The 23,813-nt window shown below is 41.3% G+C and carries 14 protein-coding genes, 8 tRNA genes, 3 rRNA genes and 1 other annotated feature; of the genes, 17 read left to right on the top strand and 8 right to left on the bottom strand.

Features of this window, described 5'->3' with window-relative positions:
- Positions 1-16: 16 nt before the first annotated feature.
- The 4 genes from IGI58_RS07875 to IGI58_RS07890 form a co-directional block, all read right to left on the bottom strand.
- Complete coding sequence (locus IGI58_RS07875; RefSeq protein ID WP_429953884.1) at positions 17-1,513, bottom strand: polysaccharide deacetylase family protein; 1,497 nt, start codon at positions 1,511-1,513, stop codon at positions 17-19.
- Positions 1,514-1,626: 113 nt separating this feature from the next.
- Positions 1,627-2,898: a serine--tRNA ligase gene (gene serS / locus IGI58_RS07880; RefSeq protein WP_429953883.1), complete on the bottom strand. Its 1,272-nt coding sequence runs from the start codon at positions 2,896-2,898 to the stop codon at positions 1,627-1,629.
- Between the two features lie 165 nt (positions 2,899-3,063).
- Positions 3,064-3,276: a binding site (T-box leader), on the bottom strand.
- Between the two features lie 44 nt (positions 3,277-3,320).
- Positions 3,321-4,472: a sensor histidine kinase gene (locus IGI58_RS07885; RefSeq protein WP_429955341.1), complete on the bottom strand. Its 1,152-nt coding sequence runs from the start codon at positions 4,470-4,472 to the stop codon at positions 3,321-3,323.
- Positions 4,462-5,151 carry a response regulator transcription factor gene (locus IGI58_RS07890; protein ID WP_087641571.1) on the bottom strand — a complete coding sequence of 230 codons (690 nt, stop codon included), beginning with the start codon at positions 5,149-5,151 and terminating at the stop codon, positions 4,462-4,464. The genes IGI58_RS07885 and IGI58_RS07890 overlap by 11 nt, the downstream gene beginning before the upstream one ends.
- A 654-nt stretch (positions 5,152-5,805) precedes the next feature.
- On the opposite strand from IGI58_RS07890, the gene IGI58_RS07895 reads away from it, so the two are divergent.
- From IGI58_RS07895 to IGI58_RS07975, 17 genes are all read left to right on the top strand, one after another.
- Positions 5,806-7,365: ribosomal RNA gene (locus IGI58_RS07895) — 16S ribosomal RNA — on the top strand.
- Between the two features lie 230 nt (positions 7,366-7,595).
- Positions 7,596-10,507, top strand: a 23S ribosomal RNA gene (locus IGI58_RS07900).
- A 94-nt stretch (positions 10,508-10,601) separates the two neighbouring features.
- Positions 10,602-10,717: ribosomal RNA gene (rrf, locus tag IGI58_RS07905) — 5S ribosomal RNA — on the top strand.
- The 16S, 23S and 5S rRNA genes sit together here with 8 tRNA genes alongside, the layout of an rRNA operon.
- Before the next feature lie 15 nt (positions 10,718-10,732).
- Positions 10,733-10,805: transfer RNA gene (locus tag IGI58_RS07910), tRNA-Val, on the top strand.
- Between the two features lie 6 nt (positions 10,806-10,811).
- A tRNA-Lys gene (locus IGI58_RS07915) sits at positions 10,812-10,884 on the top strand.
- A 12-nt stretch (positions 10,885-10,896) separates the two neighbouring features.
- A tRNA-Leu gene (locus tag IGI58_RS07920) sits at positions 10,897-10,978 on the top strand.
- A 35-nt stretch (positions 10,979-11,013) separates the two neighbouring features.
- Positions 11,014-11,086, top strand: a tRNA-Thr gene (locus IGI58_RS07925).
- A gap of 7 nt (positions 11,087-11,093) precedes the next feature.
- A tRNA-Gly gene (locus IGI58_RS07930) sits at positions 11,094-11,165 on the top strand.
- Between the two features lie 14 nt (positions 11,166-11,179).
- Positions 11,180-11,265 (top strand) — tRNA-Leu (locus tag IGI58_RS07935).
- Between the two features lie 30 nt (positions 11,266-11,295).
- Positions 11,296-11,369, top strand: a tRNA-Arg gene (locus tag IGI58_RS07940).
- 82 nt (positions 11,370-11,451) lie between these two features.
- A tRNA-Pro gene (locus IGI58_RS07945) sits at positions 11,452-11,525 on the top strand.
- A gap of 163 nt (positions 11,526-11,688) precedes the next feature.
- On the top strand, positions 11,689-12,156 hold the full coding sequence (locus IGI58_RS07950; protein WP_087640448.1) for a CtsR family transcriptional regulator: 468 nt from the start codon (positions 11,689-11,691) through the stop codon (positions 12,154-12,156).
- Between the two features lie 4 nt (positions 12,157-12,160).
- Positions 12,161-14,650 (top strand): ATP-dependent Clp protease ATP-binding subunit, encoded by a 2,490-nt coding sequence (locus IGI58_RS07955; RefSeq protein WP_087640449.1) that lies wholly within the window; start codon positions 12,161-12,163, stop codon positions 14,648-14,650.
- Positions 14,651-15,280: 630 nt separating this feature from the next.
- Positions 15,281-16,201, top strand: coding sequence for a peptidase U32 family protein (locus IGI58_RS07960; protein ID WP_087640450.1), 921 nt, complete (start codon positions 15,281-15,283; stop codon positions 16,199-16,201).
- Between the two features lie 13 nt (positions 16,202-16,214).
- Entirely contained in the window at positions 16,215-17,456 is a 1,242-nt protein-coding gene (locus IGI58_RS07965) for a peptidase U32 family protein (RefSeq protein WP_429953882.1), read from the top strand.
- Positions 17,457-17,548: 92 nt separating this feature from the next.
- Positions 17,549-18,901 (top strand): glutathione-disulfide reductase, encoded by a 1,353-nt coding sequence (gene gor / locus IGI58_RS07970; RefSeq protein ID WP_429953881.1) that lies wholly within the window; start codon positions 17,549-17,551, stop codon positions 18,899-18,901.
- Between the two features lie 58 nt (positions 18,902-18,959).
- Positions 18,960-19,508, top strand: coding sequence for a hypothetical protein (locus IGI58_RS07975; protein ID WP_429953880.1), 549 nt, complete (start codon positions 18,960-18,962; stop codon positions 19,506-19,508).
- A gap of 37 nt (positions 19,509-19,545) precedes the next feature.
- On the opposite strand, the gene IGI58_RS07980 is transcribed toward IGI58_RS07975, so the two are convergent.
- The 4 genes from IGI58_RS07980 to IGI58_RS07995 form a co-directional block, all read right to left on the bottom strand.
- Positions 19,546-20,532 (bottom strand): polyprenyl synthetase family protein, encoded by a 987-nt coding sequence (locus IGI58_RS07980; RefSeq protein ID WP_429953879.1) that lies wholly within the window; start codon positions 20,530-20,532, stop codon positions 19,546-19,548.
- Between the two features lie 39 nt (positions 20,533-20,571).
- Positions 20,572-21,132, bottom strand: coding sequence for a Gx transporter family protein (locus IGI58_RS07985; RefSeq protein WP_087640455.1), 561 nt, complete (start codon positions 21,130-21,132; stop codon positions 20,572-20,574).
- A gap of 15 nt (positions 21,133-21,147) precedes the next feature.
- Complete coding sequence (locus IGI58_RS07990; protein WP_087640456.1) at positions 21,148-21,570, bottom strand: NusG domain II-containing protein; 423 nt, start codon at positions 21,568-21,570, stop codon at positions 21,148-21,150.
- Positions 21,571-21,682: 112 nt separating this feature from the next.
- The gene (locus tag IGI58_RS07995; protein WP_225535142.1) at positions 21,683-23,617 is read right to left on the bottom strand and encodes an NAD(P)/FAD-dependent oxidoreductase; all 1,935 of its coding nucleotides are present in this window, start codon (positions 23,615-23,617) and stop codon (positions 21,683-21,685) included.
- Positions 23,618-23,813 lie beyond the last annotated feature (196 nt).

Consider the following 23,813-nt stretch of genomic DNA (forward strand, 5'->3'; position numbering starts at 1 on the left):
CCATTGGACGGTGTTTTTATTGTACAGGTCGTTCATCGTTAGATCCATAATACATATGCAAAGGTTTAGCCTTATTTCCTAACAATTGTTTAGATGGGATAATTTCATATCCTTCTGCACGTAAACGATCAATCACGATTGGTACGGCATCCACTGTTTCTGGATAAATATCATGCATCAAAATGATGGCATCATTGTATTCTGTATCATGTATGCGTTGAATGATTTTATCAATACTGTGACTTTGCCAATCTTGTGAGTCAACTGACCATTGGATGATAGGCTTATTGATGATCGCTGCTGTTTCAGAATTTACAGCGCCGTATGGAGGTCTAAAATCAGTAGGAAGTTTACCGATTGCCTGATAAATGACCTTATCTGTATTTTGAACTTCTGTTTTTACACGCTCTGTATCGATCGTTGTCAGCTGAGGATGTGAATATGAATGGCTAGCTACTTCATGACCTTCGTCATCCGCTCGTTTGACGATTGCTTCATTTTTCACCACATTTTGCCCTAACATGAAAAAGGTTGCTTTCACACCTTTTTCTTTTAAGATATCTAAAAGTTTGGGAGTCGTTTTTGGGTTTGGTCCATCGTCAAATGTAAGTGAAATGTACTTTTTGTTTGGATCTAAAGGCGTAGCGAAAGTATCATTGATGGAAGCTGGATCGATAAACTCTGGGTTAACGTACTCAGCGATTTCTCTATATGCCAATGAAACTTCTTTTGATCCTGTTGCATTGTCAGGCAAATGAAAACTGATTTTATCGGGCCGATAAGTGAAGTGTGTGTCCGTTAAGGACATATTCGGCATCGATAGAACAGTATCGATAACCTTAGTCCCATCAGAGCTGTCATCTAGTAATTTTTGTTTAATGAGCTGTTGGACAGCTAATAAATTTGCTTCACTTGTAAAAAGATCGGTCAGTGTCAATTCCTGATTATTTTTCTGATTCACAAAATCTGAAGTAGCACAAGGCTTTTTCTTTTCAGACCAGGTCCTGTTTTTCTCATCCCAACTATAAATAGTCAACAGAGGTTGGTAATTTTTTAATTGCGCGGTTACGTTGGACATAGTCATTTGTCCGACAATTTTAATAGGCTGTTGATTAGAATGTTTTCTTTTTACTGTATCGATCATTGTTGTTAGTTCATCTTTCAGTGTTGAAAAACGAGGGATAGAATCCTTTTGGACCGGATCGTAAAGCAACGTTTGAATGTTGTTCGTTACTTCTGTATGCTCGGTACTTGCTAATGCAGCTTCTTTTTGATCTTGCCGAATCTTTTCTAAAAGCAAGGCTTCTTTTTTGTTAAAGTCGCTGTCGTGTTCTTTTGTCGTTTCTTTGGCTGTCGAACGAGACTGATGAATGTGAGTGATATAAACACCGCCTCCGACTAAAAGAAGCGTGCTGGCAAATAGAGAAAGAAGGGCTATTTTTTTAGGCATATGTTGCTTTCGTCGTGCAGGCCTACTATTGCGGGTACTATGTGAGTAGCTGTTTTTGTCCATGTGTAGTGCTTCCCTTATGTGATAGATTTATTTTCTTGCGATAAATCAAATGTAACATGCAGGATTTCTACTTTCAACAGGCTGCTGCTCAACTTAAGAATTTTTTTGTTCTTTTATTTGATCAATTTTAAGTTACCCATATATGGAACTAAAACTTCAGGTATTGTTACTGAACCATCTTCGTTTTGATAATTTTCTAGTATAGCAGCAACAGTACGACCGACAGCTAATCCTGATCCATTTAGTGTATGGGCATATTGAACTTTATCATTTTCATCCCGATAACGAATCATGGCACGGCGTGCTTGGAAATCTTCGCAGTTTGAGCAAGAGCTGATTTCGCGATAGGCATTTTGAGCTGGGATCCAAACTTCTAAATCATAGGTCTTAGCAGCTGAAAAGCCCATATCTCCAGTAGCAAGAGCCATTACACGGTAAGGTAAGTTCAATTTTTGTAGAATATCTTCCGCATTTGCTGTCATTTTTTCTAGTTCTTCATAAGAATGCTCCGCATCACTGAATTTTACCATTTCCACTTTATTAAACTGGTGTAAACGAATTAGTCCACGGGTATCGCGACCGGCGCTTCCTGCTTCAGAACGAAAAGAAGGGCTTAGTGCTGTAAAGTAAATAGGTAAATCTTTTCCATCTAAAATTTCATTATTATAATAGTTTGTTAAAGGAACTTCTGCCGTTGGAATCAGAGTCATATCAGTATCTTCTAATTGGAAAACATCTTCTTTAAACTTAGGAAATTGTCCTGTTCCAAACATTGAGTTGCTATTAACAATATAAGGTGTCATCATTTCAGTATAACCATGATCATATACATGCATATCCAGCATGAAATTATATAATGCACGTTCTAAACGAGCACCTAAGCCTTTATAGTAAACAAAACGGCTGCCGGCAACTTTTGCTCCACGTTCAAAATCAAGAATATCCAAGTTCTCAGCAACATCCCAGTGAGGTTTTGGTTCGAAAGCAAAGCTTCTAGGCTCGCTCCAGCGACGAACTTCTACGTTATCCTCTTCATCCGCACCTACAGGCACGCTACTATGAGGCAGATTTGGCAAAGTAGTAGAAATTTCCTGTAGCTTAGTATCGATTTCTTCAATTTCAGTATCCAAGGCTTTGATATTGCCGCCCACTTCTTTCATTTCTGCGATTTTAGCTGCTGCATCTTCTTTGTTGCGTTTTAATTGTGCGATTTCAGCTGAAACATCATTCCGATATTTTTTTAATTCTTCTGCCTTTACCAATAAATTTCTGCGGCTTTCATCTAATCGTAAAAATTCTACCAATATTTCTTCTTTTACTCCGCGGGTTTTCAATTTTGCCTGCACATCATCAAAGTTTTGACGAATCATTTTCACATCTAACATAATTACTCCTCCTTAATATAAAAGCATAGCGGGCTTGTCCAGTCTCGGCAGAAAAATAGATCAAGGTGTTTTGACCTTATGTTATCTTTTTCTCCGAAAGGTTAGCTCATGAAACTAGGTTACTCAGTGGTAAAATAAAAAGCCACTTCATCCCCAGAAAAAAATTCTTGGGACGAAATGACTTGAATTTCGCGGTACCACCCAAGTTCAGCTATAAAGCTGCCCTTGTAAAGCAGATAACGGCTGCCGCCGATTTGACTTATTTCGCCAAATGCAATCATTAGAGACGGACTTCTCTATAGTAGAATATTTGCTCTCACCACCGCAAACTCTCTTGAATTCTAGACTATAAATACTTTTTCTCTTTGCTTGTCATTAGAATACAAAATTTTCATTTGAATGTCAACCTCATTAGAGAGCTGTCAGTTTCTCTTTAAGGGCAAATGGATAATAAAGGAAGTCCATTTATTATCGGACGTTGCATAAATATAGCCGCCATGTAGTGCAATGATGCTTTGCGCGATGGCTAGTCCCAAACCAGTGCCGCCAGTTTCTTGTGAACGAGATTCCTCTACGCGGTAGAAACGATCGAATAATTGATCTAGTGACTTTTTAGGAATAGGGGGACCATCATTTCTAACAGCAATAACAGCTTCAGTACCAACTTTCTCAACATCAATAACGATATTTTTGCCGCCTTTGCCATATTTCAACGCATTCGATAATAAGTTATTAAAGACACGAACAAGTTTTTCAGTATCTCCATCCATTTTGATAGAGGCAGGATCAGCATTGACCTGAATCGTCATATTATTTTTATCCGCTTCTAGCTCAAAGTCAGCAGCAAGCTGTTCGATCAACTGTGCCATATCGAAATTGATTGTATTGATCGGTACGGATGGCTGGCGAACTTTCGTATATTCAAAAAGATCATCGACGAGTAGCTTCATTTGTTTGGCTTTTACGTATGCGGTATGTGTATATTTCAGTAAATCCTCTTCGCTATGAAATTGTCGATCTTCAATCAAACCTAAATAACCTATAATAGAAGTAAGCGGTGTTCGAATATCATGACTGACATTTGTAATCAATTCATCTTTTGATTTTTCTATTTTACGTTCATCTTCAATTGCTGCGACGGTACTATCTACTAAACCATTGATACTACTTACCACTTTCGATAAATCACCACTCAGCTCAAACGGAATCCGATGATCATAATTTCCATCTGCAATATAATGCAGTTCACTGATGATATGACGAAGCTGCATTTGACGATAACGGCGGATCAAACGCCAATACAAAACAGCAACATCCACTATAAAGAAAAGCGGGATGACAAATTTGCTTAAACTCCAGAATAGATCAGTGTTTAGTTCTTTAGCAAATGCACCTTTTGTAGTCCAAATAATTCCTTGTAGCGATTGACTGCCGCTGAGTAGGACAGTAATTGAGACATTTAATAGAAGCAACAGGATAATAGTGACGATTCCTTCCGCTAATAATTCACTGATTTCCTTTGATGTTAAGGTAATTCTTTTTTGCTTTTCGATTTTCTTTTGTCTAACGAGCATCGATCTTATATCCAACTCCCCAAACTGTTTGAATGACTTTTTCTCCACCGGTTGCCTCTTCGATCTTATCTCTCAAATGACTAACGTGAACCATTACTGTTTTAGCTGAAACAATGCTTTCTTGCTGCCACACACGCTCAAAAATTTCATCTGCACTAAATACACGGTTAGGGTGACTAGCTAATAAGTAGAGAATACCAAATTCTAGTGCAGTTAGTTGGATTTCTTTGTCATCGACTGTTTTGACTTCATGAGAGTCTCTATTGATGATCAATGAGCCGACTTCTAGTATATCTGGCTCATCTGCTTTTTGTTGCATCTGACTACGACGTAAAATCGATTTAACGCGGGCCATTACTTCCAATGGGTTGAAAGGTTTTGTAACATAATCATCTGCGCCAGCAACTAAGCCTTTGATCTTATCCATGTCTGTTGTTTTTGCTGTCAACATGATGATCGGGATTTGCGATTCCTTTCTCAATTCTTTCACTACCTGCATGCCGTCCATGATCGGCATCATGATATCTAAAATCAACAAATCAATATCAGATATCGTTCTAATCTTCGATAAAGCCTCTTTTCCATCATAAGCTTTGACCACTTCATAGCCTTCATTATGGATATAAATACTCAGTAGTTCTACGATCTCTTTATCATCATCAGCAACCAAAATTTTCATATTATTATTTCCTCCATACTATATAGTAGAAATCTTCTCTTATATTCTAACAAAAAATAAAGAAAATTGACAAAAACAAGAAGAAGTTACAGGAAATTTAGAATCCATTACTAAAATTTAATAAATTGAGTGAAAACAGACGTATTTTATGCTAAAAACGAACGATAAAGAACAAAAGGAATAAAACAATCGGTAACGAAAAAAACTTCAAAAAAAATGCAATTTTTGATTGACCTGCGCGCCGAAACTTGGTATATTATTACATGTCGCAAGGCGAGCAACAAAATCGCTGAAACGACTGAAATAGAATAACAAATCAAGTTTAAAAAAAACTTGAAAAATCAGGAAGAAAGTTGTTGACAAATAACAAACAACCTGATAAACTAATGAAGTTGTCGCTGAAACAAACGACAACGCCAAGCAGAAAAAACTTTGAAACTTTTAAAAAAAGTGTTGACATCAAATCGAAGATTTGATATGATATAAAAGTTGCTGCGAGGTAACAACGTAGACCTTTGAAAACTGAACAAAGTAAGACAAACCAAATGTGTAGGTTGTTTTCACAACGGTGAAAACAAACAACAATTTTTAACAAGCGAAGCAATATGCTAGCAAACAAATGAGCTTAACGATCGCAAGATCGTGTTCAACTTTTATTATGAGAGTTTGATCCTGGCTCAGGACGAACGCTGGCGGCGTGCCTAATACATGCAAGTCGAACGCTTCTTTTCTACCGAGTGCTTGCACTCACTTGAAAAGAGGAGTGGCGGACGGGTGAGTAACACGTGGGTAACCTGCCCATCAGAGGGGGATAACACTTGGAAACAGGTGCTAATACCGCATAACAATCGACACCGCATGGTGTTGATTTGAAAGACGCTTTCGGGTGTCGCTGATGGATGGACCCGCGGTGCATTAGCTAGTTGGTGAGGTAACGGCTCACCAAGGCCATGATGCATAGCCGACCTGAGAGGGTGATCGGCCACACTGGGACTGAGACACGGCCCAGACTCCTACGGGAGGCAGCAGTAGGGAATCTTCGGCAATGGACGAAAGTCTGACCGAGCAACGCCGCGTGAGTGAAGAAGGTTTTCGGATCGTAAAACTCTGTTGTTAGAGAAGAACAAGTAGGAGAGTAACTGCTCTTACCTTGACGGTATCTAACCAGAAAGCCACGGCTAACTACGTGCCAGCAGCCGCGGTAATACGTAGGTGGCAAGCGTTGTCCGGATTTATTGGGCGTAAAGCGAGCGCAGGCGGTTTCTTAAGTCTGATGTGAAAGCCCCCGGCTCAACCGGGGAGGGTCATTGGAAACTGGGAGACTTGAGTGCAGAAGAGGAGAGTGGAATTCCATGTGTAGCGGTGAAATGCGTAGATATATGGAGGAACACCAGTGGCGAAGGCGACTCTCTGGTCTGTAACTGACGCTGAGGCTCGAAAGCGTGGGGAGCAAACAGGATTAGATACCCTGGTAGTCCACGCCGTAAACGATGAGTGCTAAGTGTTGGAGGGTTTCCGCCCTTCAGTGCTGCAGCAAACGCATTAAGCACTCCGCCTGGGGAGTACGACCGCAAGGTTGAAACTCAAAGGAATTGACGGGGGCCCGCACAAGCGGTGGAGCATGTGGTTTAATTCGAAGCAACGCGAAGAACCTTACCAGGTCTTGACATCCTTTGACCACTCTAGAGATAGAGCTTTCCCTTCGGGGACAAAGTGACAGGTGGTGCATGGTTGTCGTCAGCTCGTGTCGTGAGATGTTGGGTTAAGTCCCGCAACGAGCGCAACCCTTATTGTTAGTTGCCATCATTCAGTTGGGCACTCTAGCGAGACTGCCGGTGACAAACCGGAGGAAGGTGGGGATGACGTCAAATCATCATGCCCCTTATGACCTGGGCTACACACGTGCTACAATGGGAAGTACAACGAGTCGCTAGGCCGCGAGGTCATGCAAATCTCTTAAAGCTTCTCTCAGTTCGGATTGTAGGCTGCAACTCGCCTACATGAAGCCGGAATCGCTAGTAATCGCGGATCAGCACGCCGCGGTGAATACGTTCCCGGGCCTTGTACACACCGCCCGTCACACCACGAAAGTTTGTAACACCCGAAGTCGGTGAGGTAACCTTTTGGAGCCAGCCGCCTAAGGTGGGATAGATGATTGGGGTGAAGTCGTAACAAGGTAGCCGTATCGGAAGGTGCGGCTGGATCACCTCCTTTCTAAGGAATATTACGGAACTACACGGTTCGTCAACACTTTGTTCAGTTTTGAGAGGTCTACTCTCAAACGATTGTTCATTGAAAACTGGATATTGAAGTAAAAAAAGTAATCAAAACAAACCGAGAACACCGCGTTGAAGAGTTAATTAATTAATTGTTCGAAGCTTATTTTATTGACCAACCTTCTATCGCTAGAAGAAGTAGTCAAGACCCAACCGCAAGGTTGACAAGGTTAAGTGAATAAGGGCGCACGGTGGATGCCTTGGCATTAGGAGCCGATGAAGGACGGGACTAACACCGATATGCTTTGGGGAGCTGTAAGTGAGCTATGATCCAGAGATTTCCGAATGGGGGAACCCAGCATCTTTTATAGGATGTTACTTTCCAGTGAATACATAGCTGGTTAGAGGTAGACGCAGAGAACTGAAACATCTAAGTACCTGCAGGAAGAGAAAGAAAATTCGATTCCCTGAGTAGCGGCGAGCGAAACGGGAAGAGCCCAAACCAACAAGCTTGCTTGTTGGGGTTGTAGGACTCCGATATGGTAGTCTGTCAGAATAGTCGAAGGACTTGGAAAGGTCCGCCAAAGTGGGTAATAGCCCCGTAGACGAAATTGTGACAGCACCTAGGAGGATCCTGAGTACGGCGGAACACGAGAAATTCCGTCGGAATCCGCGGGGACCATCCCGTAAGGCTAAATACTCCCTAATGACCGATAGTGAACCAGTACCGTGAGGGAAAGGTGAAAAGCACCCCGGAAGGGGAGTGAAATAGATCCTGAAACCGTGTGCCTACAACAAGTTCGAGCCCGTTAATGGGTGAGAGCGTGCCTTTTGTAGAATGAACCGGCGAGTTACGATTGCATGCGAGGTTAAGGTGAAGAGCCGGAGCCGCAGCGAAAGCGAGTCTGAATAGGGCGAATGAGTATGTAGTCGTAGACCCGAAACCATGTGATCTACCCATGGCCAGGTTGAAGGTGTGGTAAAACGCACTGGAGGACCGAACCCACGTACGTTGAAAAGTGCGGGGATGAGCTGTGGGTAGCGGAGAAATTCCAAACGAACTTGGAGATAGCTGGTTCTCTCCGAAATAGCTTTAGGGCTAGCGTCGAAGTTGAGAATGATGGAGGTAGAGCACTGTTTGGACTAGGGGCCCATCTCGGGTTACCGAATTCAGATAAACTCCGAATGCCATTCATTCATATTCGGCAGTCAGACTGCGAGTGATAAGATCCGTAGTCGAAAGGGAAACAGCCCAGACCACCAGCTAAGGTCCCAAAATAACTATTAAGTGGAAAAGGATGTGGGGTTGCACAGACAACTAGGATGTTGGCTCAGAAGCAGCCACCATTTAAAGAGTGCGTAATAGCTCACTAGTCGAGTGACCCTGCGCCGAAAATGTACCGGGGCTAAATAGTTTACCGAAGCTGTGGATCACACCTCTGGTGTGATGGTAGGAGAGCGTTCTAAGGGCGTTGAAGGTCGATCGTGAGGACGGCTGGAGCGCTTAGAAGTGAGAATGCCGGTATGAGTAGCGAAAGACGGGTGAGAATCCCGTCCACCGTATGACTAAGGTTTCCTGGGGAAGGCTCGTCCGCCCAGGGTTAGTCGGGACCTAAGCCGAGGCCGATAGGCGTAGGCGATGGACAACAGGTTGATATTCCTGTACCAGTTGTTTTTGTTTGAACAATGGAGGGACGCAGGAGGCTAAGGAATGCATGCGACTGGAAGTGCATGTCCAAGCAGTAAGTCTTGAGTAGAGTCAAATGCTTTACTCTATACGGACAAGCTGTGATGGGGAGGGAAATAATAGTACCGAAGTTCCTGATGTCACACTGTCAAGAAAAGCTTCTAGTGAGAAAACAACTGCCCGTACCGTAAACCGACACAGGTAGTCGAGGAGAGTATCCTAAGGTGAGCGAGCGAACTCTCGTTAAGGAACTCGGCAAAATGACCCCGTAACTTCGGGAGAAGGGGTGCTGACTTCGGTCAGCCGCAGTGAATAGGCCCAAGCGACTGTTTATCAAAAACACAGGTCTCTGCAAAATCGAAAGATGAAGTATAGGGGCTGACGCCTGCCCGGTGCTGGAAGGTTAAGAGGATGGGTTAGCTTCGGCGAAGCTCAGAATTGAAGCCCCAGTAAACGGCGGCCGTAACTATAACGGTCCTAAGGTAGCGAAATTCCTTGTCGGGTAAGTTCCGACCCGCACGAAAGGCGTAACGATTTGGGCACTGTCTCAACGAGAGACTCGGTGAAATTTTAGTACCTGTGAAGATGCAGGTTACCCGCGACAGGACGGAAAGACCCCATGGAGCTTTACTGTAGCTTGATATTGAGTGTTTGTACCACATGTACAGGATAGGTAGGAGCCGATGAAACCGGAACGCTAGTTTCGGTGGAGGCGCTGGTGGGATACTACCCTTGTGTTATGAACCCTCTAACCCGCAGCCCTAATCGGGCTGGGAGACAGTGTCAGGTGGGCAGTTTGACTGGGGCGGTCGCCTCCTAAAAGGTAACGGAGGCGCCCAAAGGTTCCCTCAGAATGGTTGGAAATCATTCGCAGAGTGTAAAGGCAGAAGGGAGCTTGACTGCGAGACTTACAAGTCGAGCAGGGACGAAAGTCGGGCTTAGTGATCCGGTGGTTCCGCATGGAAGGGCCATCGCTCAACGGATAAAAGCTACCCTGGGGATAACAGGCTTATCTCCCCCAAGAGTCCACATCGACGGGGAGGTTTGGCACCTCGATGTCGGCTCGTCGCATCCTGGGGCTGTAGTCGGTCCCAAGGGTTGGGCTGTTCGCCCATTAAAGCGGCACGCGAGCTGGGTTCAGAACGTCGTGAGACAGTTCGGTCCCTATCCGTCGCGGGCGTTGGAAATTTGAGAGGAGCTGTCCTTAGTACGAGAGGACCGGGATGGACTTACCGCTGGTGTACCAGTTGTTCTGCCAAGGGCATTGCTGGGTAGCTATGTAGGGAAGGGATAAACGCTGAAAGCATCTAAGTGTGAAGCCCACCTCAAGATGAGATTTCCCATTTCTTTAAGAAAGTAAGACCCCTCAGAGATGATGAGGTAGATAGGTTGGAAGTGGAAGTGCAGTGATGTACGGAGCGGACCAATACTAATCGGTCGAGGACTTAACCAAAAGAAATAAAATGAATGATCTTGGTAAGCATTGATTACAAGCTTCAATCCAGTTTTGAGTGAATCATCACTCAATTGAATACAACAACACCCAGTGTGGTGGCGATAGCGAGAAGGATACACCTGTTCCCATGCCGAACACAGAAGTTAAGCTTCTTAGCGCCGATTGTAGTGAAGGGTTTCCCTTTGTGAGAGTAGGACGTCGCCGCGCTAAACGTGTTGTATTGGAGGTTTAGCTCAGCTGGGAGAGCACCTGCCTTACAAGCAGGGGGTCAGCGGTTCGATCCCGTTAACCTCCATTTTTTGAGCCGTTAGCTCAGTTGGTAGAGCATCTGACTTTTAATCAGAGGGTCGCAGGTTCGAACCCTGCACGGCTCATAGAAATATTTTGCGGGTGTGGCGGAATTGGCAGACGCACTAGATTTAGGATCTAGCGCCTTACGGCGTGGGGGTTCAAGTCCCTTCACCCGCATATTTTAAGTCTCGTTGATAAACTTGGCGAAATACGCCGGCTTAGCTCAGTTGGTAGAGCATCTGATTTGTAATCAGAGGGTCGAGGGTTCAAGTCCTTTAGCCGGCATCAAACTGCGGAAATAGCTCAGTGGTAGAGCACCACCTTGCCAAGGTGGGGGTCGCGGGTTCGAACCCCGTTTTCCGCTTAGCTTGTTCATTCGCCGGGGTGGCGGAACTGGCAGACGCACAGGACTTAAAATCCTGCGGTGAGTGATCACCGTACCGGTTCGATTCCGGTCCTCGGCATTCATCACAACTTTGCTTGAGATGACATTAGCACCCATAGCTCAACTGGATAGAGTGTTTGACTACGAATCAAAAGGTTAGGGGTTCGACTCCCTTTGGGTGCATAGTTAAAGGTTTGACTGCGAGTTAGAAGGTAAGTAACACAGTTCCTTTTAATCGTTTAGTCTTTTTTTATTATTATAATTGCGGGAAGTAGCTCAGCTTGGTAGAGCACTTGGTTTGGGACCAAGGGGTCGCAGGTTCGAATCCTGTCTTCCCGATTAAAAGAACAGAGTATACTCTGTTCTTTTTTGTTATATATTTAGTTTGTAATTTCCTAAATATATTTACCTTTTCTTAGTTAATTAGGCATTCTCCTTTATTAAACAGTTGAAATTGGGTATAATTAAGGTCAGTATTAGTCAAGGGAAAAGGATGAGGACTATGAGTAATCAAAATACTTCAGATTTGATTGAAGCATATTTAAAGAAAATTCTTGAAGAAAGCAGTAAAATTGAAATTCGCAGGGCCGAAATGGCTCATTTATTCAATTGTGTTCCTTCCCAGATTAATTATGTGATCAATACTCGTTTCACGATTCAACGTGGCTATTCAGTTGAAAGTAAACGTGGTGGTGGCGGTTATATCAGAATAGCTAAAGTGCAAATATCTGATAGTGACCAGTTGCTGAAACAAATTGCTCAATTTACAGGGAATGAACTTTCGGAAAAAGACGCACTGATTTTTATACAGAAGCTTTATGAAGAAAAAGTTGTTACAAAACGAGAAGGAAACTTAATGCTGTCGGTGCTTGGAAAACAAGTCTTAGATAAGGCAGGACCAGATGAAGATTATTTACGTGCTCAATTGATGCATTCATTTTTAGAACGTTTGAGTTACGAGGAGGAATGATAGTATGGACGAATTATTTACAGAAAGTGCCAAGGCAGTCTTAGCCATCGCACAAGAAGAAGCGAAGTATTTTAGGCATCAATCTGTAGGTTCTGAACATTTGCTTTTAGCATTAGTACTGGAACCAAATGGAATTGCTGGAAAATCTTTACGCCAGTTGAATGCTAATAAAACAGATATACGTGAAGAAATTGAACAATTAACTGGGTATGGAACAGTTAAAGCATATCCGAAAGGAACCTATTTACCTTATTCCCCTCGTGCAAAACAAGTTTTTGCCTATGCCGGCGATGAAGCAAAACGTTTAGGAGCTCCTAATATAGGCACTGAACATATTTTGTTAGGCTTATTACGGGATGAGGATATCCTTGCTTCACGTATTTTATTGAACTTGGGATTAAGTTTATCTAAAATGCGTCAGCTGTTAATGAAAAAAATTGGGATTACAGATCCTCAAATGAGTGGAAATGTTGGTCGCAGACGTAATAATCAAGCACAAAAAGCAGCACCTAAAGGAACTCCAACATTGGATTCGTTAGCTCGTGACTTGACTAAACTAGCACGTGAGAATGATTTAGACCCAGTTGTCGGACGTTCTCAAGAGGTCAGACGGCTGATCCAAATATTAAGTCGTCGTACCAAAAATAATCCAGTTTTAGTTGGTGAACCTGGTGTAGGTAAAACGGCAATTGCTGAAGGCTTAGCACAAAAAATCGTTAATGGTGAAGTGCCGGACGATATGCAGGAAAAACGTTTGATGATGCTGGATATGGGTGCTCTTGTTGCGGGAACAAAATACCGTGGTGAATTCGAAGATCGTTTGAAGAAAGTGATTGACGAGATCTATCAAGATGGAGAAGTGATCCTCTTTATTGATGAGCTGCATACATTGATTGGTGCAGGTGGTGCAGAGGGTGCGATCGATGCTTCAAATATCTTAAAACCAGCGCTTGCTCGTGGAGAATTACAAACAATTGGTGCGACTACATTAGATGAGTACCAAAAGTATATTGAAAAAGATTCTGCTTTGGAACGTCGTTTTGCGCGAGTTCAAGTGGATGAACCAACATCAGAAGAAGCAGAAGAGATTCTAAAAGGCCTACGTTCTCGCTATGAAGAACATCATGGTGTTGAGATTACAGATGATGCCTTACATGCAGCAGTTCAGTTATCTGTTCGTTATATCAATTCTCGTCAATTACCAGATAAAGCGATTGATTTGATGGATGAATCAGCTGCTAAAGTTCGTCTAGACTTAGCAGATGAGCCTTCTGAAATTAATGAGTTGCGCTTAGATTTAGCGAATCTAATCAAGGAAAAAGAAGAAGCAATTCAGTCACAATCGTTCGAAAGTGCAGCAAGACTACGCCAAAAAGAGAAAAAAATGGCTAGAAAGCTTGAAAATATTTTATTATTAGAACAAAAAGAAGCGTCTGGTTATGCAAATCAAGTCACTGAACAAGATGTGGCAAATGTCGTGTCACAATGGACAGGTGTGCCATTACAGCAGCTAGAGAAAAAAGAAAGCGAACGCTTGCTCGAATTAGAAAGCATCTTGCACCACAGAGTTGTTGGTCAAGATGAAGCTGTTCAAGCTGTATCGCGTGCAATTCGTAGAGCCCGCAGTGGCTTGAAAGATCCGAATCGTCCAATTGGTTCATTTATGTTCCTGGGACCTACTGGAGTTGGTAAAACAGAATTAGCAAAAGCCTTAGCTGAAACAATGTTTGGCAGTGAGGATGCACTTGTGCGTGTAGATATGTCCGAATTTATGGAAAAATATAGTACAAGTCGTTTGATTGGCTCTCCTCCAGGTTATGTTGGTTATGAAGAAGGCGGACAATTGACGGAAAAAATTCGTCAAAAACCTTACTCAGTGATTTTACTTGATGAAGTAGAGAAAGCTCACCCAGATGTATTCAATATCTTGTTACAGGTATTAGACGATGGACACTTAACTGATTCTAAAGGTCGAAAAGTCGATTTTAGAAATACTATTTTAATTATGACTTCAAATATTGGAGCAACGGCTATCCGTGAAGAAAAAAATGTTGGGTTCAACGTGAAAGACTTATCGAAAGACTACGATGCTATGCAAAAACGAATCATGGAAGAATTGAAAAAAGCATTCCGTCCAGAGTTTTTGAACCGTGTGGATGAAACAGTTGTTTTCCGTTCATTAGATCAGGAAGAAATTCATGAGATTGTGAAGATTATGAGTAAATCGATTATTCAGCGCTTGAAAGAGCAAGAGGTGAATGTGAAAATTACTCCTGCTGCAATCGAAGTGATCGGTAAGGTTGGTTTTGACCCAGAATATGGTGCGCGTCCAATTCGCAGAGCACTACAAAAAGAAGTGGAGGATCGTTTGAGTGAAGCATTACTTTCAGGTCAGATCCATTTAGGTGATAAAGTAACGATTGGCGCAAGCAAAGGAAAAATAACGTTGAATGTAAAAACGCCAAAAATAGAGCAGGTTTTACAGGAAGTTTAAAAAATGACTATTAAGATATCGAGACGTTGTTCATGACACGTCTCGGTATTTTTTCTTTTTAAGTAATAAAGGATCGTAAGATACTATTTTGTGAAAAATCAACGTTAAAATAAAGAGAGACTATTGGAAAGTTTGTGAACCTGTGCTACTATGAAACAGTTGTTAGAAGAATATAGAACAATAGATAAAGAGAACTTGAAGCTGGAGTGTAATTTGTTTAGCTAGAGCTAGAGAGAAGATCGTTCGACTTTTAACTTGCTTAATTTCATGAACTAGCATCTCGGAAAAAAGAAAACATTTGTCCGCGATGAAGAGCATCATAAAAAATGTTTCTGTTTTTCAGTTGATGCTGATCAGGTTCATTCAAGCTGTACATTATCTAGCTTTACAGGCTAGCCCTTCAGAAAAAAGATAAAAATGGATTGCGGCGAAAAGCACCGCCTTCAATTTTTTCTATTTTTCAGTCAGGGCTGAACGAGCCCATTCAGCTTTTACATTATCTAGCTTCATGAGCTAGCCCTTCAGAAAAAAGATAAAAATGGATTGCGGCGAAAAGCACCGCCTTCAATTTTTCCTATTTTTCAATCAGGGCTGAACGAGCTCATTCAGCTTTTATAAGGAGGATTCAAAATGATTGAACTTATTGCAACAGCTGAGTCTGTTGAACAGGCGGAGGCGTTATTGGCAGTAGGCGTGGATACGTTATATATAGGAGAAGAGACATTTGGGTTACGTTTGCCAACGTCGTTTTCTCGTGATGATCAGCGATCGATCACTGAAATGGCTCATCGTATGGGGAAAAAGGTAACTGTTGCCCTTAATGGGATCATGCATCCAGAAAAGATGAAAAAGGTGCCAGAGTATTTAGCTTTTCTAAAAGAGATTCAAGTGGATCAATTAACAGTTGGTGATCCAGGAGTTGTTTTTGTTTTACAGCGTGATAAAGTGAATATTCCCTATATTTATGATGGCGAAACATTGGTTACAAGCTCGCGTCAAATCAATTTTTGGGCAAAGCGTGGATCGATCGGTGCGGTATTGGCTAGAGAGGTTCCGTTTGAAGAGATGAAAGCCATGAAGGATAATTTGATGGTACCTGCCGAAGTGCTTGTGTACGGTGCAACGTGTATTCATCAATCGAAACGTCCGTTACTGCAGAACTACTATAATTTCACCAAGAATGATGAATCTGTGAGTAAGGATCGGGGTCTATTTATATCTGAGCCTAAAAAGGAAGAGACACACTATTCTATTTATGAGGATAGCCATGGCACACATATCTTCGCGGATAATGATGTTAATTTAGCCGGAGAATTAGATAAGTTATATGAGAACGATTATACGAAATGGAAACTGGATGGTATTTATGCTCCAGGCGAAAATTTTGTAAAAACAGCTAAGATTTTTGCAGATGCAAAAGAAAAAATCGAACAGGGCAGCTGGTCCAGTATAGAAGCCCAAAAAGCGATCGAACAGATCGAAGCATTGCATCCTGAAAACCGCGGTTTAGATATCGGATTCTTTGATTTAGATCCAGATGAGATAAAATAAGGAGAAAAGAGACATGACAAACGAACGAACATTGAAGCGTCCCGAGGTATTAGCACCTGCTGGGACGCTAGAAAAACTAAAAACAGCCATTCATTATGGTGCAGATGCCGTGTATATCGGCGGAAATGCCTACGGGTTACGTAGCCGTGCCGGTAATTTTACAAAAGAAGATATGATTGAAGGCGTAGCTTTTGCAAAAGAGCACAATGCGAAAGTGTACGTCGCAGCAAATATGGTGACACATGAAGGCAATCAAGAAGGTGCTGGTGACTTTTTCCGTGAGATACGCGATGTCGGTATTTCAGCGGTAATCGTTTCAGACCCAGCTTTGATTGAAATTTGTGCAACAGAAGCACCTGGTTTACCGATCCATTTATCGACACAAGCTTCAGCAACGAACTATGAGACATTAGAGTTCTGGAAAAATGAAGGGCTTGAGCGCGTCGTTTTAGCCCGTGAAGTGTCAATGGAAGAAGTTGCGGAGATCCGTAAAAATACAGATGTTGAAATCGAAGCGTTTATCCATGGAGCTATGTGTATTTCTTATTCCGGAAGATGTACATTATCCAACCATATGTCGATGCGTGATGCGAACCGCGGCGGCTGTTCTCAATCATGCCGCTGGAAATACGAGTTGTATGATATGCCTTTTGGTGGAGCACGTACGAGCTTGACAGATAAAGGTGAAGTGGAAGAAGAATTTTCGATGAGTGCGGTCGATATGGCAATGATTCAGCATATTCCTGAATTGATTCAAAATGGCGTCGATAGCTTTAAGATCGAAGGAAGAATGAAATCGATCCATTATGTTTCGACGGTAGCAAATGTGTATAAAAAAGCTGTGGATACATACATGGAAGATCCTGAAAATTATGAATGTAAACAAGAATGGATCGACGAGTTATGGAAAGTTGCGCAGCGTGAGCTGTCTACTGGTTTTTATTACCATATACCAACTGATGAGGAACAATTATTTGGTGAACGCCGTAAAATTCCGCAATATAAGTTTATTGGGGAAGTCATGGCGTATGATGAAGCAACAAAAGTAGCAACGATCCGCCAAAGAAATCATTTTAGTGTTGGCGATGAGGTCGAATTTTATGGACCTGGGTTCAATCACTTCCATCAAACAGTAGAAGTTATGTATAATGAAGATGGTGAGTCGATTGATCGCGCACCAAACCCAATGATGATTTTAACGATGCCGGTTGAACAACCTGTAGCAGTTGGGGATATGATCCGTAAGAAAAAATAAATATCAACCATTAAGAGTGTGTAGCAAAACAGTTTTTCGTTTTGTCCCACACTCTTTCGTTAAAGTGTCTGATGAAGGAGGATTTTGAAAGAATGGTAAAACAATATGATTACATCGTGATCGGCGGCGGCAGCGGCGGTATCGCTTCTGCGAATCGTGCCGGAATGCATGGTGCAAAGGTATTATTGATCGAAGCAGGAGAGATTGGCGGAACCTGTGTGAATGTGGGCTGTGTGCCCAAAAAAGTCATGTGGCAGGCAAGCTCAATGATGGAAATGATGAAGCGGGATGCTGCTGGTTACGGTTTTGATGTCGATGTTAAAGCGTTGGATTTTAAAAGATTAGTGCAAAATCGTGAGTCATATATCGATTTTCTGCACGGTGCTTATTATCGTGGGTTAGATAGCAATCATGTCGAAGTTTTAGCTGAATATGCGACTTTCGTGGATGAACACACAGTCAAAGCAGGAGAAGATACATACACAGCTCCTCATATTTTGATTGCTACAGGCGGACGTCCGAAAAAACTAGGAATCCCTGGAGAAGAGTATGCGATAGATTCAAATGGGTTCTTTGCTTTAGAGGAATTACCAAAACGAGTAGTGTTTGTCGGAGCAGGATATATTGCTGCAGAACTTGCAGGTACGATCCACGGATTAGGTGCTGAAACGCATTGGGCTTTTAGAAAAGAACGTCCTTTGCGTAGTTTTGATGAGATGCTTTCTGAAAAAGTAGTTGAGCATTATCAACAAGACGGTATGCATATTTATCCTAACTCAACTCCGCAGTCGATTGAAAAACTAGCTACAGGTGAGTTAGTGATCACCTTTGAAAATGGCACAAAGATCACTGCAGATAGTGTCGTTTTTGGTACAGGCCGTCAGCCAAATACAGACAAATTAGGTCTTGAGAATACACAAGTTGAACTAACAGAAAAAGGCTATGTAAAAGTCGATAAATACCAAAATACGACACAGGAAGGTATCTATGCAGTTGGTGATGTCATCGGCAAGATCGATCTAACACCGGTTGCGATTGCGGCAGGCCGCCGTTTATCTGAGCGCCTATTTAACGGAAAAGAAAATGAGTATTTAGACTACGAAACGATTCCAACAGTTGTTTTTACTCATCCGCCGATTGCAACAGTTGGGTTGACTGAAACAGAAGCTGTTGAGAAATATGGGAAAGAAAATATCAAGATTTACAAATCAACGTTTACCCCAATGTACTTTGCGCTAGATGAATATCGCCAAAAGTGCGATATGAAATTAGTTTGTGCTGGTAAGGAAGAAAAAATCGTTGGATTACATGGCATTGGTCTTGGTGTGGACGAAATGCTGCAAGGATTCGCGGTAGCGATCAAAATGGGTGCAACTAAGAAAGATTTCGATAATACAGTGGCGATCCATCCAACGGGCTCAGAAGAGTTTGTAACGATGCGATAAGTTGATGAGGCAAAATTGATTTTTAGTTTTGCCTCGTTTTATTTTAAAGAGGAGTAATATGATATTTTTAACTAGTTACATTAAGAAAATGGGTCAAAAAATGATTGCTCTAGGACTGTTTTTATTGGGAGCGTTAGTTCTTGGAATATTTGTGCTGCTTATTTTTGGAAAGATCGGCTTATCGAATATATCTTTAATCGATCTGTTTATCGGTTGTTTATTTGCTTTCTTTTTACCTGGCACTATTTGGAGTATTTTTCTTATTGGACCGTTCTTCAAAACAAGGAAACAAATCCAAAAATATCTTCAAGAATCCTCACTGGAAAAACAGCAGGATTTACAAAAGCTTTTACAAAAGGAAGCGTCGGATAAAGAAATTAGATGGCATCTACAAGGACGTTATGGAGAGTATTTTATGCTCCTGTTACCAGATATTGTTATTGATAGAACTGATATTATAACGTGCAAACGAAACGGTACAAAGAATTATAGGAGATATGGGAAGTACTATCGAGTAGTATTTATTTTGAAAAATGGACGGAAGCAAATAATCGATTGCCCAACAAACAAAGGTGTAGATGCCATCATACGGTGGTGGAAAAGCTAAAAAAACAGATCAGTCTATTTTTGACCGATCTGTTTTTTTAATTTTGCCTCACAAGAATAGCTTGTGTGATCTCTAGCAACTGTTTTTTTGCATCTGTGGTAGTTTCGGGCAATTTAGTAATCCCCTTCAATGCTTGCTGTGTATATTTTTCGGCAAGTTTTTGTGCTTTTGAGACACCACCAAAAGAATGAACAAGTTCATAAATTTTATCTGTCTCATTGTCTGTCAGGTTTTCTCCTTTTTCCAGATAAGGCAGCAGTGTTTCTCGACCTTCTTCTAATGCGTATAGTAGCGGTAAGGAGTAGACACCTTGACGAACATCTTCAAGAACAGGTTTTCCAATTTGCTCTGTACTTTGTGTATAGTCAAGTACATCGTCGATAATTTGAAATGCAAGGCCGATATTTTCTCCTATTTTCCCACAGTTTTTTGCAAAACGTTCAGAACTGCCACTTTCATAAGCCCCAACAAAACAACTTAGTGAAAAAAGTTCAGCAGTTTTTCCAGAAATGTTTTCTAAATATTGATCGATCGTCATATCGACATTGTAGCGATTATCCATTTGCCCCAGTTCGCCACTCAAAATTTTTTCCATACTTCTAGAGTTTAGCTGGATGCTTTTTAAAGAAGAGGAATAGTCAGCCAAAAGCTTAAAACAGCTAACGAATAAATAATCACCTGCATAAACAGCTGTACTGTTGCCAAATTGAGAGCGGATCGTGGGTAAGCTTCTTCTAATATCAGCTTCATCTACAATATCATCGTGAATCAATGTCGCAGTGTGCAGTAATTCGATGGCTGCTGCTAAAGCAACAGCTTTTTTCGCGTCTCTTTGTTCTCCAAACTGTGAGAAAAGTAATTGATAAGCAGGACGTAATAATTTACCACCAGAGTGGATCATCGACATAACTGCTTTTTCGACGTCTTTATTTTTTAAATTGACATTGCTGTCCATTAGTTTTAATGTGCTGTTCAATTCTTTTGCTAGTTCAGGGTAGTTTTTCCACATTGGATGAATATTCATAAGATGACTCCTTTGGTTGTACTCACTTAAATCAAATGGTTACTGGAAGTATTGACTCCATTTATGTTTTGTTGTTGATTCATAGTTTAATTGAAACTGTCGCAGTGTTTGAACATGACGGAGTAGATAATTGGCTGCAATTCCGATAGCAATACCAGATAATAGACCGATAAATGAAAGGAATGGCAGATAAAGCATCGGTGCCCATGATTGCGCGAAAAAGCAAGTGGTCAATAGCTGCCCAACATTATGCAAAAAACCGCCTGCAGCACTGATGCCAATGATACTCACACGTTTTGGACCCAGCTGCATGATAAGAAGCATGCCTAAATAACTAAGTAAAGCGCCACTAGCACTATAGAAGAACGTAGATATCGTCCCGCCTAGTAGTGTGGTCAAAATCAATCGCATGCAGACTAAAAAGAAACTGTCTCTTTTTCTCATGGTAAAAATGGCAATGATCGTAATCAAGTTAGCTAAGCCAAGTTTCGCTCCAGGTGCAAAAGCAAAAGGATAAGGGATCATGTTTTCAATAAGTCCAATGATCACACCTTGAGCGACGAGCATGGAAATGTATATGTTTTTTTGTAATTTGTTCATAATTAGCGGCAGTACTTAATAAATCAAGCTGCCATCTTCACTCCCATCAGAAGCCTCAACGGTGATAAATAAATTATGCGGCAGACAAGCGATCGGTGTTTCACCTGCTTTAGATATCCAGCCGCGCTGGACACAGATTTGATCTCCGCAATTTGTTTCTAACATCCGAATTCTATCTCCGCTGACTTCTATCAAATTATAATCACCATCAGCTGCTTCATATTTATATGTATAAGTAGGACCGTCTTCTTTTAAATCAAAAACTTTGATTACTTCGCCGTCTACCTTTAGAATGGCTTGTTTAGTCGCATCTTCTTGAGCAGTATTTTGAATACTAAAAACAACAAGGGGCAAGAAAGAACCGAGTGTCAGAAGTATAATAATGGCAATATCCCAAGGACGTATATAACTTTTTTGAATAAATTCTTTTATATTCAACTCTTTCCTCTCCTTCATAGTTTTTAGTTGTCTTTATTCTATCATAAGGATAAAAGAAAGTTCTAGGAGTAAACCTAGAACTCTCTTATGCGTTTGCTATAAAAAATGGGTATTATTTACTGCCGTATCTGGATTTAGGTGTACCATACCACCATTTACCAAGGGTACGTTGCAACCAAGGGATCACCCAACGGTCTAATCCAAGTGCACGACCTGAACCGTTCATCAAAGCGAATGCCACAAAGATAAACCAAACATTTACCCAGTAGAACATACCTGATAAACAGAATGCAATAGTTAAACCAATTGTTGCTGCACTACTTAACCAAGTAAATAGACCTGCAATCAATGCTAAGGCAATCAATACTTCGACGATTGTCATGAACTTTTGCATGAACAATGCAACTTCTTGGTTAGGCATCATGAATTTCATCACGCTTTCAAACCATTTTGGCATATGATCGAAGACTTGCATTGGTTGTTCTCCATAAGCATAGCTTAAACCAAAGTGTGCTGCTTGAGTCGCTGTATCAGCTGCAGCATCGGCACCAGCACCACTTGCGGCAGTCGTTGTTTCAGCTGCGGCAGAAGCACCTGTTGTTACTTGTTCTTGTAGCCAAGGGAATGGGAACACAACTTTATCTGTGAACCAAGATCCGTCGCCAAACCAAGTGCTTGGTTTCAAGTAATCACCAGTTCCGACAATTTTCTTCATTGATTCTACTAGCCAAACCATACCATAGAATACACGTAACGGTACGCTCCACAACACGTTGCCATAACGTGAAGAATGTCCACGAGTTACGTTACGGTCATCTTTGATATGGAAGAACTCATGCATGATATATTGGAACATGTAGTAACCAGAACGAATATCAAAGAAGTATTTCAAGTTAACGATGTGTTTCATGATAATTGCTAAGAAACCGCTAAGGTGGATCTTATCAAATAAGTTAGCAACACCCCATTTAGAGCCGACAGAAACCATGAATCCTTGATAATTACCTTTAAATGCGTGTTTTTCGCCACCTTTGATATCTGCAACGATGTTTGCAGCAGCAGTATGACCTGTTTGTTCAGCCGCTTGTACGATTTGAGGTGTAGGCGTATTTGGAGTTTCTTCGTAATAAACCAAGTCACCTACGATATAAATGTTTTTATCTTCGTAGCCTTTTGCTTGCATGAATTCATTCGCAACCAAGCGATTTCCACGTGCAGCTTCTAAACCAAAGTCAGCTGCATCTGAAGTTGCTTTAACACCTGCAGTCCAAATCAATGTATGAGTTGGAACAGTTGAACCATCTTTTAATTTGATATGGTCAGCTGCAACTTCAACGATTGGTGCGTTAAGAAGAAGTTGTACATTTTTCTTTTCTAGATAACGTTCAGCTTTTGCAGCATCGTTACGAGATAACATGTTCAAGATTGTCGGCATTGCTTCAACGACCATTAGCGTAAATTCGCTAGGATCTAATTTGAATTCTTTTGCAAGACGATCTTTCCAGTCGATTAGTTCACCGATCATTTCGATCCCAGTAAAGCCTGATCCGCAGACAACGAATGTCAGCATCGCTTTACGAATTTCTGGATCTGGTTCAATTGCTGCTTTTTCAACAGTTTCCAAAATATGTTCGCGAATTTTCAGAGAGTTTTCAAAAGACCATAGAGTAAATCCATGTTCTTTAACACCTGGAGTACCAAAGTCATTTGGCTCGCCACCCATACCGATGATCAATTGATCAAACTCATAAGAACCTAATTTTGTTTGAACAACTTTTTTGTCTTTGTCGATACCAGTTACAGTGTCTGTGACAAGTTTTACATTCTTCTTACGTGAAAATAAACGTTGTAGATCGTATTGAATCGCTTCAGGTTCAACACGTCCACCTGCTACTTCGTGCAGCTCAGTCATCATGGTGTGGTAAGAATGACGATCAATTAGAGTAATCTCAACGTCAGAGTCTTTTTTTAATTTTTTTGCTAAAAATTTAGTTGCTGAAACGCCAGCATACCCAGCTCCCACAACGACAATTTTTTGCTTTGTCATTGATAATCCGCTCCTTAAAAAAATGAAATGAAAATGATAATAATTACACAATCGATTTCATTATATAGCGTGTTTGTGGATTTGTCTAATAACAATTCATAAATATAGGAAATAAATTTTTCTTTATTAAAATGCCGTGAAAAATAAGTAAAAATTTTTCTTTCTTTTATAACTTTAATTGACATAATCGTAATTT

Origin of the sequence: Enterococcus sp. AZ020, assembly GCF_050499205.1 — a bacterium.
Classification (GTDB): Bacteria; Bacillota; Bacilli; order Lactobacillales; family Enterococcaceae; genus Enterococcus_L; species Enterococcus_L dunnyi.

Excerpts from the sequence above, each read along its gene's own strand:
- IGI58_RS07875 (WP_429953884.1), bottom strand. The coding sequence starts at position 1,513 with ATGGACAAAAACAGCTACTCACATAGTACCCGCAATAGTAGGCCTGCA.
- serS (WP_429953883.1), bottom strand. The coding sequence starts at position 2,898 with ATGTTAGATGTGAAAATGATTCGTCAAAACTTTGATGATGTGCAGGCA.
- IGI58_RS07885 (WP_429955341.1), bottom strand. The coding sequence starts at position 4,472 with ATGCTCGTTAGACAAAAGAAAATCGAAAAGCAAAAAAGAATTACCTTA.
- IGI58_RS07890 (WP_087641571.1), bottom strand. The coding sequence starts at position 5,151 with ATGAAAATTTTGGTTGCTGATGATGATAAAGAGATCGTAGAACTACTG.
- IGI58_RS07950 (WP_087640448.1), top strand. The coding sequence starts at position 11,689 with ATGAGTAATCAAAATACTTCAGATTTGATTGAAGCATATTTAAAGAAA.
- IGI58_RS07955 (WP_087640449.1), top strand. The coding sequence starts at position 12,161 with ATGGACGAATTATTTACAGAAAGTGCCAAGGCAGTCTTAGCCATCGCA.
- IGI58_RS07960 (WP_087640450.1), top strand. The coding sequence starts at position 15,281 with ATGATTGAACTTATTGCAACAGCTGAGTCTGTTGAACAGGCGGAGGCG.
- IGI58_RS07965 (WP_429953882.1), top strand. The coding sequence starts at position 16,215 with ATGACAAACGAACGAACATTGAAGCGTCCCGAGGTATTAGCACCTGCT.
- gor (WP_429953881.1), top strand. The coding sequence starts at position 17,549 with ATGGTAAAACAATATGATTACATCGTGATCGGCGGCGGCAGCGGCGGT.
- IGI58_RS07975 (WP_429953880.1), top strand. The coding sequence starts at position 18,960 with ATGATATTTTTAACTAGTTACATTAAGAAAATGGGTCAAAAAATGATT.
- IGI58_RS07980 (WP_429953879.1), bottom strand. The coding sequence starts at position 20,532 with ATGAATATTCATCCAATGTGGAAAAACTACCCTGAACTAGCAAAAGAA.
- IGI58_RS07985 (WP_087640455.1), bottom strand. The coding sequence starts at position 21,132 with ATGAACAAATTACAAAAAAACATATACATTTCCATGCTCGTCGCTCAA.
- IGI58_RS07995 (WP_225535142.1), bottom strand. The coding sequence starts at position 23,617 with ATGACAAAGCAAAAAATTGTCGTTGTGGGAGCTGGGTATGCTGGCGTT.